12 protein-coding genes are annotated in these 12,262 nt (G+C 51.5%); 7 read left to right on the top strand and 5 right to left on the bottom strand.

The annotated features are described in order from the left end of the window. Window positions 1-4: 4 nt before the first annotated feature. Window positions 5-1,087, top strand: a complete 1,083-nt coding sequence (gene zorE, locus J1781_RS20155; protein WP_217234086.1) for a type II Zorya anti-phage system protein ZorE — start codon at window positions 5-7, stop codon at window positions 1,085-1,087. 51 nt (window positions 1,088-1,138) lie between these two features. Here the strand turns inward: zorE and J1781_RS20150 are convergent, their stop codons facing one another. Continuing rightward, window positions 1,139-2,044, bottom strand: coding sequence for a DMT family transporter (locus J1781_RS20150; RefSeq protein ID WP_129991956.1), 906 nt, complete (start codon window positions 2,042-2,044; stop codon window positions 1,139-1,141). Window positions 2,045-2,232: 188 nt separating this feature from the next. Here J1781_RS20150 and J1781_RS20145 point away from each other — a divergent pair, with 188 nt between their 5' ends. The 3 genes from J1781_RS20145 (at window position 2,233) to J1781_RS20135 (ending at window position 4,389) form a co-directional block, all read left to right on the top strand. After that, the gene (locus tag J1781_RS20145) at window positions 2,233-3,111 is read left to right on the top strand and encodes an AraC family transcriptional regulator (protein ID WP_165383761.1); all 879 of its coding nucleotides are present in this window, start codon (window positions 2,233-2,235) and stop codon (window positions 3,109-3,111) included. An 85-nt stretch (window positions 3,112-3,196) separates the two neighbouring features. Next, window positions 3,197-3,730: a GNAT family N-acetyltransferase gene (locus J1781_RS20140; RefSeq protein WP_129954789.1), complete on the top strand. Its 534-nt coding sequence runs from the start codon at window positions 3,197-3,199 to the stop codon at window positions 3,728-3,730. Between the two features lie 35 nt (window positions 3,731-3,765). After that, window positions 3,766-4,389 (top strand): glutathione S-transferase family protein, encoded by a 624-nt coding sequence (locus J1781_RS20135; protein WP_217234085.1) that lies wholly within the window; start codon window positions 3,766-3,768, stop codon window positions 4,387-4,389. Between the two features lie 88 nt (window positions 4,390-4,477). On the opposite strand, the gene J1781_RS20130 is transcribed toward J1781_RS20135, so the two are convergent. Then, window positions 4,478-5,593 (bottom strand): SDR family oxidoreductase, encoded by a 1,116-nt coding sequence (locus J1781_RS20130; protein WP_217234084.1) that lies wholly within the window; start codon window positions 5,591-5,593, stop codon window positions 4,478-4,480. A 447-nt stretch (window positions 5,594-6,040) separates the two neighbouring features. On the opposite strand from J1781_RS20130, the gene J1781_RS20125 reads away from it, so the two are divergent. Next, on the top strand, window positions 6,041-6,898 hold the full coding sequence (locus J1781_RS20125; protein ID WP_129954786.1) for a PA4780 family RIO1-like protein kinase: 858 nt from the start codon (window positions 6,041-6,043) through the stop codon (window positions 6,896-6,898). Between the two features lie 18 nt (window positions 6,899-6,916). On the opposite strand, the gene J1781_RS20120 is transcribed toward J1781_RS20125, so the two are convergent. The 3 genes from J1781_RS20120 to J1781_RS20110 all read right to left on the bottom strand — a co-directional run bounded on the left by J1781_RS20120 (window position 6,917) and on the right by J1781_RS20110 (window position 9,507). After that, window positions 6,917-7,657, bottom strand: coding sequence for a molybdate ABC transporter substrate-binding protein (locus J1781_RS20120; RefSeq protein ID WP_217219064.1), 741 nt, complete (start codon window positions 7,655-7,657; stop codon window positions 6,917-6,919). 47 nt (window positions 7,658-7,704) lie between these two features. Then, a complete protein-coding gene (locus J1781_RS20115; protein ID WP_217219065.1) occupies window positions 7,705-8,793 on the bottom strand; it encodes an ABC transporter substrate-binding protein in 1,089 nt (362 codons plus the stop codon). Between the two features lie 81 nt (window positions 8,794-8,874). Beyond that, window positions 8,875-9,507 (bottom strand): LysE family translocator, encoded by a 633-nt coding sequence (locus J1781_RS20110; protein ID WP_129954783.1) that lies wholly within the window; start codon window positions 9,505-9,507, stop codon window positions 8,875-8,877. A 153-nt stretch (window positions 9,508-9,660) separates the two neighbouring features. Between J1781_RS20110 and J1781_RS20105 the strand changes: the two genes are divergently transcribed. After that, entirely contained in the window at window positions 9,661-10,467 is an 807-nt protein-coding gene (locus J1781_RS20105) for an inositol monophosphatase family protein (protein WP_238483107.1), read from the top strand. Window positions 10,468-10,692: 225 nt separating this feature from the next. After that, window positions 10,693-12,255: a methyl-accepting chemotaxis protein gene (locus tag J1781_RS20100; protein ID WP_217138152.1), complete on the top strand. Its 1,563-nt coding sequence runs from the start codon at window positions 10,693-10,695 to the stop codon at window positions 12,253-12,255. Window positions 12,256-12,262: the final 7 nt, after the last annotated feature.

The raw sequence follows: 12,262 nt of genomic DNA, 5'->3' as shown, positions 1-12,262 counted from the left end.
TATAATGAAACTTAATATTAACTTATCTGAATTAATCCGGCTGGGAAAACGCATGCTACCAGAAGGATCGGGTTTTATTTTGGGCGAAAAGTCAGTGAGTTTTGAACCTTTAGATGTTGAATTGGAAAGCGGTATAAAAATCAACATTAGTGAGTTGGATGCCGGCACAGGGTTGATTTCATTTAAGGGACGTCAGGTTCTACTTTATATCCGAGATCATAGTCAAATATATGATTCTGCAATAGCTGATCCTGGTAGAGGCAATAAATTTCATATTGCATGGTGTAAAACGCTGGATACTATGCGGCAGGACGGTCGTTTTGGTCGCTATCATGCAACAAACCGACTTGATGGATTTTTCGAAATCGACGATGGCCATGGAAAACATCAGGATATCGAACTTAAAGTCTGTAAAAATTGTCTGGAGAAATTGAATTATCGTGAAAGCGCTAATAAGGCCGTTAGACATATTGTGTTTGCTTCTTTTGTGCTCAAAGATTTCTTTTCTCATTACAGTACTTGTTTTAGCTATATGCCTAAAGGTTTATATAACGCCACAAATAGCGGCTATACTGAAGACTGGAAAGAAATATCTAACAGGATAAGAAACAGAAGTGGTTTTGTATGCAGTGACTGTGGTGTTGATATGAGTTCACACCGTAATTTGTGCGACGTACACCACAAAGATGGTGTGAAATATAATAATACGGAAGAAAATCTAGAAGTCGTTTGTCGCGATTGTCACCGGAAAAAACCGCAGCATGGATGGATGTTCCTTTCATCATCGGATATGCAAGTTATAAAGGCTTGCCGACTACAACAAGGCGTTAATAACGTCAATACCTGGAGTGACGTTTATTCCCTTACTGATACTTCTATTCATGGCGATATTAATATATTAGAAATGAAGAAATATCCGTTACCCAAGCTGGGTTATCAGATAGAAAATGCGGGGCAGGGTAGAGAAATAACTCTGGATGCTGCCTGGGTATCGGAAAAAATTGCTGTAAATCTGGAGCCCGTTTTTTTGCCCGGTTGGACTATTTTTACAGTCAGTGAAGCTGTGTCATATATCAATGAAGGCTAAGGCTGCCGGTTTGCGGCGACCTTGCCAATTGTGTGACGTTACTGGATTTACTTAAACCACAACAGCCTTCCTCCTGAACATCCCCCGCCAGCCTGGGCGACAGAACATCACCAGATTCCCCAGCAGTATCAGCGCCAGCCCGATAACCGCATTAGTGTGCCACTGATAACCTTCATAAAATGTTGAAACCGTCAGCGCGACCAGCGGGAACAGCAGTGTGCTGTAGGCCGCCTGACTGGCACCGATACGGCCAACCAGTGTGAAGTAAATACCGAAGGCCAGTACCGAACCAAACACGGAAAGATAAACCAGTGAGCCGAGATATTGCGGTGTCAGGTCGATGGCAAAGGAAGCGCCCTGCACCAGACTCAGCGCGCCCATGACTGCCGTGCCGTAAAACATTGCGTAGGTGTTTGTGGAAAGCACATCCAGCCCGTGACGCTGATGGCGTGAACTGATCATATTCCCCAGCGAGAAGCCGTAGGTGCCGAGCAGGCTGAGGCCGATGCCTTTTAGCAGTTCCGGTGCAATGTGTGCCGCACTCAGATCATGCCAGAACAATGTGATAATGCCTGCCAGCCCGAGAACCGACGCCGGGATCACTGCCGGAGCCAGTTTCTGGCGGAAAAACAGCATGCCATTGAAGGCGTTAAACAGTACGGCCATCGAGAAAATCACCGATTCCAGCCCGCTGGTGATGTAGGCTGCGGCGTGATAGAAGCAGTAAAAATTGAAGCAAAAAACGCAGCAACCCTGAACCACGCAGAACAGGTGATCTTTCAGCGCCAGGCGGCGCAACCGGCGTGTTGCCAGCAATGCCAGCAGCATGATCACCGCAGCCAGCAGGAAACGGTAGAAAACGGACACCGTCACCGGTACGTCCCCCTGTTGCAGATAAATCGCAAACCAGGTGGTGCCCCAGATCAGGATCACCAAAATATAAAGCAGTGCATTCATAGAATTCTCTCACCCGAAAAGTAATGACTGAGGGAATTCTGCGGTAACGGCAGGCGGCTGGCTTTCAGCGATTTGCGCTGAGTTGCATATTCTTGCGCATTTTTACAGTCCTCCGCGCAGCAAGATCTGGCTCTGCAGTGGGGAAAAACCGTAAAATGAGCGTCATCTTTCTTCCACACGGGCATGTCATGACTAAGGTTTATCAGGCTTTCGAAACGCTGCGTCAGCATAAAGCGGTTCTGCATGACAGTGTGGCGCTGGGTTCCGGCATTCAGCTGGCGGCGTGGTCGAATAAAAATGACATCGTGAATCAGGAAAGCGCCGATCACCATACGCTGAGCCTGTACGTGGCCGATGGCTACGAGTGTTATCACAAAACCCGCAGTGGCTGGCGTAACGGCGGCGGGCCGGATCGTTTTTGTCTGATGCCCAAAGGCAGTATGTCGAGCTGGGATGTGCGCGACGATTTATCGTTTGTGCATCTGTATTGCTCCGACGAACATCTGCGGCATCTGGTGGAGCAGACCTGGGATCGCAGCCCGGCAGCGATTGAGCTGGAAGAACGCACATTCGAAGAAGATCCGCAAATTACGTTATTATATCGCCACTTTTTGCTCAGCAGTCAGTGGCAGGAAAACAGTAATCAGCTGATGCTGAGCAGCGCCGCCAATCTGCTGATGGCGCATCTGGTGAAACATTACACCCGTCTGCAATGGGCGCTGCCAACGGTACGCGGCGGTCTGGCACCGCATATTCTCAACCGCCTGAAAGATTATATTCATACCCATCTCGCGGAGCCTTTATTACTGCCGGAGCTTGCCGCGCTGGCAGAACTCAGCGAATTCCACTTTGCCCGCATGTTTAAACAAAGCATGGGGATGGCGCCGCACCAGTACGTGATGAATGCCCGCCTGATCCGCGCGGAAAATTTGCTAAAAACCAGCCGGATGGACATCACCACAATCGCGCTCGAATGCGGTTTCAGCTCTGCCAGTCATTTCAGTAACCGCTTCAAATCTGTGCGCGGCATAACGCCGACGGCGCTGCGTGGCGGCATTATTACCTGATTTTTATTTCCTGCTAAAACCTCTCTTCCTGTCTGGGCAATTACGGTGCTAACGTAATGGTTCTTCACCTTATTCAGGAAAAACCATGCAGACCTCCGCTCCCGTTATCGAAACCGAACGTCTGATTTTACGGGGTCATCATATTGATGATTTTGAATACATTGCCGCGCAATGGGCCAATCCGGCCGTCGTGAAATATATCGGTGGTACACCGTCAGGTCGCGAAGCCAGCTGGAGCCGCCTGTTGCGTTATCCGGGTCACTGGCAGATGCTCGGTTTTGGTTACTGGATTGTGTTCGAAAAATTGCAGGGTACAGAAGGTGCGTTTGTCGGCGAAATGGGTCTGGCGGATTATCAGCGTGACATCACGCCATCGCTCAATGGCATGGCAGAAATGGGGTGGGTGATTTCGCCGGCATTTCACGGCAAAGGTTACGCCTTTGAAGCGGCAAAGGCGGTGCTGAACTGGGCCGGTGCACATGTCGATCGCCAGCTATGCTGCATTATTGCGCCGGAACATCAGGCCTCCGTTCGTCTGGCGGAAAAGTGCGGTTTCGTGGCTCAAACCGATACCACTTATCATGGCTCAGCCACGCGGATCTTCGTTCGTCCGTCGTGACCGGCTATTCATGCATCACATTAACAGGAGCAACCATGCTAAAGATTCTGGGTAAATCACCGTCGATCAATGTACGTAAAGTGTTGTGGACCTGTCATGAACTGGGGCTGGACTTTGAACAGGAGCAGTATGGTTCGGGTTTTCAGTCTGTCCAGACAGCGGAATTTAAGGCGCTGAACCCGAATGCGATGGTGCCGGTGATGATCGACGGCGAGTTTGTGCTGTGGGAATCCAACGTGATTTGCCGGTATCTGGCGGCGCGTGAAGGACGTGAAGATTTGCTGTCATCCGACCCGAAACGTCGTGCCCTGGCCGAGCAGTGGATGGACTGGCAAGCCGGTGAACTGAATAATGCCTGGCGTTATGCGTTTCCGGCGCTGGCGCGCAACAGCCCGCAGCATCAGGATCCGGCACTGATTGACGCCGGTGTCAGTGAATGGAACCGTCACATGCAAATGCTCGAAGAACAACTTCAGCGTAGCGGCGATTACATTCTGGGCGATAATTTTACGCTGGCGGATATTCCCATCGGGCTGTCGGTGAACCGCTGGTCGATGACACCCATGTCGCGCCCGGCGTTACCGGCTGTGACGGCGTATTATGACCGGCTCAATCAGCGCGAAGGCTTTCGCCTGTATGGTCGTAACGGATTGGTTTAAATTCTGGTAGTAAAAATATGACGCAGCAATGTCCCAGGCTGCGTCATTTTATCTAAACATCTTCTATTATTTCAAACAGACGCCGGGTTTATTTAAAATCCACCTGCATCAGTTCACTAATAGACTGACCGCGGGTTGAGGAAACACATTTATCAATATAGCTATTGAAGGCGACGGGTTTTGGAATGCCCATGTCCAGTAACCGTGAATTATCAAATTTCACGTTTAACTGCGCAAAGCCACCGTAAAGTTTAATTGCGCGTAGAATAATTTTATCATTGCACGGGCCGAGTACATCTTTAAATTGTTTACGGATGCCGGTAAATTCCTGATAACTGATTTGTTCATATTCACTGATAATCCGCGGCGCATTATTGGCTTTTGCCACCGAAGTATCTATTTCATGAAATGGTGTACACATCTCTTCGCCGGAAGAAATATGATAGAAATTATGGCTGAGGCTTTTGGCGAGACACAGTTTTACCAGCACCATCGCGCAATAGTCTACCGGAATGACATCCACCTGATCGTCGAGCGTGCAGGTGAATTTCTTCAGTTTAATTGCCATCATGAACACCCAGAAGATGCTGCTTGAAGGCTGGCAACCATGCTGAGTGTGGCCGACGATAATCGACGGTCGGGCAACCACGAACGGCAGCGACGGGCATTCGGCGCGGACGAGATTCTCAATCGCGCGCTTGGAAGCCGTGTACTGCACCAGATCTTCGTTCTGTTCGTTGTCCGGCATACCTTCGTAGAAAACGCTGTCTTTATCCGGCATTGATGCCATTGCCGTGCCGACATGCACAAATCGCTGCAAACCTTTGACCTGTGCCATGCGTTTGGCGAAGGTCAGTGAACCTTCGACATTTACGCGCCACATAGCCGGATTATTGCCAAAAGAGGCGATCGCAGCGCAGTTAATAACGTGCGTGACATTATCTAAACGTGCGTCATGAATAAAACTTTCCGGTTCGGCCAGGTCACCGGTCAATATAGATTGCTCATTCAGTGCAGAAAAATGGGCATCATTTAATTCAAATTTCTTCAGGTTATCAATAATTCTGGCGAGTCCCGTCGCTTTATCGTCAGCCCTGACTAAGAGTAATAATGCATTATTGGTGGTAAGTTGCTGGCGCAGAAAATATTCGACGACAGCTCCGCCAACAAAACCAGTGGCACCGGTTATTAAAATAGTATTCATATCAGAAAGACCTGCAACGGGAAATTACCGGCACAGTACCACCTCTATTGTAAACGGAACGTATACCATTTTTGGGCTTAAATAAACGAAGGGTAAACAGCACGAAAAGCTTAAAATTGATAAAAAGTTCCGGAAGCATAAAAATTTTCTCACCGCAGATTTTACTTACAGAAGGAAATAATTATCGGGCGTGAATTAATTATTTAAGCCAAATTTAATGCTGTTGCAATAAAATTCTGAGGGGTTTTACCGGTGAAAAGAACGGCTAAAAAGTGATAACGTATGTGCATAAAGTATCCACTCCATCGCCACTACGTTAAACTGTACCCCTGAGAACAGTGAGCGATAAGGATCAGAAAGGATGACGCGAACGGCGTGTCTGGTGTGTAATGCAGGGAATATTGCGCAGGTCATTCCCTCATGCGCTGAAATAAGGTACAAGGCTGCATGAAAATCCCAAATAGAATCCAACCTCTGGTGGATGACGGCCTGATTGATGATGTGGTCCGTCGACTGAAAAGTGGCAAAGAGGCCGACGTTTACACCGTGTTATGCGGTGAAGAGATCCGTTGCGCCAAAGTGTATAAAGAAGCGACACAACGTAGCTTCAAACAGGCCGTGCAGTATCAGGAAGGCCGTAAAGTCCGTAACACCCGCAACGCGCGTGCGATGCAAAAAGGGTCAAAGTTCGGGCGTAAACAGCAGGAAGAATCCTGGCAGACAGCCGAAGTGGATGCGCTGTTCCGTCTGGCGAATGCCGGTGTGCGCGTGCCGCAACCTTACATTTGTCTGGACGGTGTGCTGCTGATGGAGCTTATCACCGATGCTGACGGCGTGGTCGCGCCGCGCCTCAGTGACGTCATCCTGACGGAAGAAGAAGCGATAGCCGATTTTGAGACCATGATCCGCAACATCGTGCGCATGCTGTGCGCCGGTATCGTTCACGGTGACTTATCGGAGTTTAACGTGCTGATGGATGCCGAAGGGCCGGTGATTATCGACCTGCCGCAGGCCGTCGATGCCGCTGCCAATAATCACGCCGAATCGATGTTCGAACGCGATGTGAATAACATGACGGAGTACTACGGCCGGTTCGCACCGCAGCTGCTGGAAACGCGCTTTGCCAAAGAAATCTGGGCATTGTACGAAGACGGCAAACTGACGCCGGAAACTATTCTGACCGGGCTGTTCACCGAAGATACGCATAAAGCCGATGTGGATTCGCTGCTCGATGAAATCACTGCCGCTGAAGATGAGTATTACGACCGTCAGCGCGCAATGAAGGAAAGAGACCTCGATCATTAAGGCATGGTTGTAGGTCCTCTATTCCGGCATTACCGCATGTTTTCCGCAAAAACCGGCGTTCTGCAAAATACGCTGGCCGGTTTCTGAAAGAATAAAGTCTGCCAGCGGTTTCCCTTTCTCCGTGCAGGTCGCCAGCGCATAACGGGCCCGCACGTTATAATCTGCCGGAATATTGAAGACTTCCAGTGCGTCGTTTTCCCGTAACAGCGTGGCATAACTGGTGTAGCCGATGAAAACATCGGCCTGACCGCTGCAGATCAGCCATTCTGCCGCCAGTTTACCTGCCGGGATTTTTGCCGATTTTTCACCACCCACCAGACGCAGTGCTTTGTTGCGTAAAATCGCCCCGGCATCAGGATGCCGCCTTTCAATCAGTTCGAACATCTGCCAGGTGTAATCACCGGAAGGATCGCTTTGCGGTGTGGACGTCGCCAGACGAAAACGGGGATCCAGTAACACGCTCAACCAGTTGAGTTTCTCCAGTTCCGGCCCTTTTCGGGCGGCGACACACAGGCTGTTACCGCAAAAGGCCTCCACTTCCAGCGCCTTACCGTGCTGCTGCAACGTCAGTGGATGCGCGGTGTTGGCGGAAGCAAACAGATCGACCTTTTCGCCCTGTTCGATCCGTTCGCGCAACAGCCCGGCGGGGCCGAATTCTACGTCGATTTTGTTGCCCGTCTCTTCCGTAAAGGCATCGCACAACGGTGCCCATGCGCGGCGCAAACTCCCTGCCGCCAGCACTTTAATCGTCTTTGTCATCAGGTCTCCTTATCACATTGCCTCCGCGTAAAGCGCCGGAGACGAGGCTATTTCTCCGCGCGCGCCGCATCTGCCGCCGATTTAAAATCTGTCCGGTAGAAGCGCTGATAATAAGCATCAGCCTGTTTGTGCATATCAATGTCAGCAAATTTTTGCGGGTAGAGTTTCTTCGCCATCCACAGTTCGCCAATCGCCAGCGCTTCAGGCATCGGATAGCCCCAGGCTTTGGCATATTCCGGCATCAGATAAACACGGTGATTTTTGACCGCATCAATACTCTGCCATTTGGGATCACCGGTGATCTGCCCGACCACTTCCGGATAACGATCCTGTACGAAGATCACCTGCGGGTTCCAGGCGATCACCTGTTCCAGCGCGACCTGCTTAAACCCTTTTACCGTCGCGGCAGCAACGTTCATCGCACCGGCATGGGCCATCATCAGGCCGGTATATTTGCCGGAACCGTAAGTGGTCAGATCGGGATTTGCCATATATGTGCGGATCCGCTGATTGGCCGGAACACCTTTCAGCCGCCCGGCGGTTAACTGGCGCTGAGAAAAAGTATAGTCGATCAACGCCTGTGCCTGTTTCTGGTGATTGACGACTTCGCCAATCAGCGCAATACCTTTCTTCAGTCCTTCGGTATACGCCTTATCTTCATCAGGCAGGACCGGGTTCATCATGTGTTCTTCGCCTTTCGGGTCATCACGCAGTGAAACCGCCACGACGGCGATCCCGGTCTGGCTGATCTGGTCGATCATTTCCTGCGGTGCATAGTGGGTGACGAATACCACTTGCGGATGCAGTGCCACCAGACTTTCCAGATTCACGCTGGTCAGGTCGCCGACCACCGGTGTTTTCGCCAGTTCCGGCGCGAGGCGTACATAACCGTTGCCCAGTTGCCGCTGCCAGTTATTCAGTACGCCGACAATATCTTTAGTGGCATCCAATTGAACCAGCAAGTTGAGGGTCTGATGCTGCAATACGACGACACGGTTAACCTGATCAGGAAGCGTGACCTGACGGCCGAGCTGATCGGTTATCTGGCGGGTGGCAAAAACGGAAGGGGAAAACAGGCTCAGGGCCAGCCCGAGCAGGGTAACCGAGGGCAAAAAACGCAATGAAAATGGGTGCACGGAAAAATCCTCTGATTTCGTTATGCAGAGAATTATATAGCGTTGGTGTGAAACTGAATATAACCGGTGACAAATGGCCGGTTATTTACGTCCGTCCAGCAACATACGCACTGCCAGTCCGCCCAGTACTGCGCCCATAAACCAGCGCTGGATGATCATCCACACAGGCCGTCCTGCCAGGAAAACGGCGATGTAACCGGCCGAAAGCGCAATGAGTGCGTTAACTGACGCACTGATCAGAATTTGCGAGCCACCAAGAATCAGTGACTGTGCCAGCACATGCCCCTGTTCCGGCACGATGAATTGCGGCAACAGTGTCAGATATAATACCGCCGCTTTCGGATTCAGCAGGTTCGTGACCAGCCCCATGGTGAACAGCTTTTTATTGCTGTCACGTGGTAACTCCCTGACCTGAAACGGTGAGCGGCCACCGGGTCTGACCGCCTGCCACGCCATATACAGCAGATACGCCGCACCGCCGATACGCAGGGCGTCATAGGCAAATGGCACCGCCATCACCAGCGCGGTAATACCGAGCGCAGCAAACAGCATGTAAAACAGGAAGCCCAGCACAACGCCCCCCAGGGAAATCAGACCGGCTTTCGGCCCCTGACACAGCGAGCGCGAAATCAGGTAAATCATATTCGGGCCAGGCGTTAACACCAGCCCGAGGCAAATTAACAGAAAGGGGAACCAATGAGCGGCATCTGGCATGACAGCCTCCGGCAGGCTTCAGAAAGTGGCAGCCCACAGATATAGAATGTTTAGCACTGGTTTGGCAAGTGACAGCTTGTCATTTTTTATTCATCGATTCCGGTGCATTCTATAAAGGTGACTTACTTCCTTCAGACTGAAAAATCAGGATTTATGATGACGAACACAACGATGTCGGCGCGTCTGGCGATTGCCGGTCAGATTGCGGCACAGGCCGCTGAACTGGCGCTGGGTTTTTTTAACCGCCGGGACGCCATCGAGGTCAGCAGTAAACGCACCCAGGATTTCGTTTCTGAAGCTGATGTGGCGGTCGAGCAGTTTATCCGCAGCCATCTGGCGCAGCATTTCCCGCAGGACGCGGTGATCGGTGAAGAGATGGGGGGCGTACTGACGGATGCCCCTTGCTGGGTGATCGACCCGATCGACGGAACGTCGAATTTCCTGCGTGGTTCGCCGCTGTGGGGCGTATCACTCGGACTGGTAGAGAATAAAAAGCCGCTGATCGGTATTGTGGCGCTGCCGGTATTAAACGATCTGTTTGCGGCAGAATCCGGCAAGGGGATTTTCCTCAACGGCAAGCCGTTTCGTCGTGATGATCGTTTTGAAGATGTGCAGATTGTGTCGCTGGGTGACAGCTCGGACGACAAACTCGACGAAGCCTCGGCATTTTATCAGGGCCTGCGTGCAGCAGACTGGTCGGTGCATTGCTATCGCTGCACGACCGTCGGCATGGTGTTTGCGGCAAAAGGTATTATCGGCGGGCATTTGCAACGCCGCACGACGCTGTGGGACATTGCAGGTGGCACGGTGCTGTGCCAGGAAGCCGGACTGGACACTGTGGTCAAATTTGCCCGCACCGCAGACGGCATTGAGGATTATCGCCATATGTCAGTAGCCGCCGGCACGGCGGATCTGCTATCGGCAGTCATTCCGCTATGGCCCGGATTTGAACCGAAGTAAGTGGCGATAATCGCTCTCTCTTTATGAGAGAGCAAATTGTCGAAACGTCTGTCAGATCCTATTTTTAACGCTGGCCGGTAACATGAAAAATTCGTCCGGTAACCCTAAAATTACATTTCGAAAGTCAGCATTTAACAAAATGAAATATAGTTTCATTTTCACTAAAGTTCCCTCTGTTCCGGCCGTTATGAGTGTTTCCTGTCACTGACTTTCCGATGTGCCCAGATGAAAAAGATCATCAACCTTTCCATACTTGCCCGTTTGCTGGGTGCATTTGCACTCGTCCTGAGTTTGCTGTTAATTTTGGCGGCGATGTCAGCCTGGCTGCTTAACAGCAGCAATCAGCAGATTGAAAACTACCGCGCTTACCGGCTTCCCGGTGTGCAGTATCCGCTGGTGATGCGTGGCACGCTGGCAGAGTTACGCCTGCAGCAGGTGCAATATATCGCCTCGCCGGAGGGTGCACCGCGTGACGGGCACCGGGGCGAAATCCTTCAGGCAGTGGCCACCTTTAAAAACGCGGAAAATGCGTATCTGAAGCTCAACAGCGGCGGCAGTCAGTCAGCCTTGTTTAAGCAGATCGTCGCTAATTTTGAGCAGTTTTCGCTGGCGAATAATCAAGTTATTGCGGCAGTTGAGCGCAATGATATTGCGCAGGCCACACAAATCAGTGGCGATAACTCACGCAAATACCGCACACAACTGATGGCGGATCTGGCAACGCTGGTCAAAAACGAGCTGACCAACAGTGAAACGGCGGCAGCGGATGCCCGCAGCAGTTACCATACGGCCAGCGCGATGTTTTTAGTGCTGGTCTGTGTGGCCTTTATTCTTTCACTGGCCATGGCGCTGCTGCTGGCGCGCACGCTGGTGAAGCAGCTCGGCGGGGAGCCGGCATATGCCGCATCCATCATGCGTGAAATTGCCGCCGGTAATCTGGCGGCAAAAATCACACTGAAACCGGGTGATGATGGCAGTTTGCTGGCTTCGCTGAACGGCATGAATCAGCAACTGAATAAAACCATTCATCAGATTATGGAAGGCAGTGAATCCATCAATCATGCCGCCAGTGAAATTGAACAAGGCAACGTGGACTTATCACAGCGCACTGAAGAACAGGCGGCCTCGCTGGTGCAGACCAGTTCCAATATGCAAAACCTGACCATGACTGTCAGCCAGAATGCCGAGAATGCCCGGCAGGCGAGTCAGCTGGCGCTGGAAACCTCGAAAACGGCGTCTCAGGGCGGCGTAATTGTGACGGGGATGCAGGCGCATATGCGTGATGTTTCGGGCAGTTCGAATGAAATCATCAATATCATCAGCGTGATTGAAGGTATTGCCTTCCAGACCAACCTGCTGGCGCTGAACGCCGCTGTGGAGGCGGCGCGTGCCGGTACGCAGGGCAAAGGATTTGCGGTGGTAGCGAGTGAAGTGCGGGTGCTGGCGCAAAAAAGCGGGCAGGCGGCAAAAGAAATTAAAGATCTGATCCAGGGCACCGTCAGCAAAATTGCCGAAGGGTCACAGCAGGCCGATCGCGCCAGTAAAGCCATGAGTGAGATCGTCAGCTCGGTGAATAAAGTGGCAGAAATTGTCCGGGAAATCTCGACGGCAAGTTCTGAGCAGCACACCGGTATTCACGAAGTGGGGATTGCCGTTGATCAGATGGATCGGGTTACCCAGCAGAATGCCGCACTGGTGGAGCAGGCGGCGGCAGCGGCGCAATCCCTCACGGAACAAAGCATTGATTTGCGCAACGCCGTGCGGTTTTTCCGCACGGCGACAGCCTGAGCCGTGC

It is taken from the genome of Rahnella perminowiae, from assembly GCF_019049695.1.
In the GTDB taxonomy this organism is placed as follows: Bacteria; Pseudomonadota; Gammaproteobacteria; order Enterobacterales; family Enterobacteriaceae; genus Rahnella; species Rahnella perminowiae.
The sequence above is the reverse complement of the archived record's forward strand: the minus strand, read 5'-3'. Positions and strand labels throughout refer to the sequence as shown.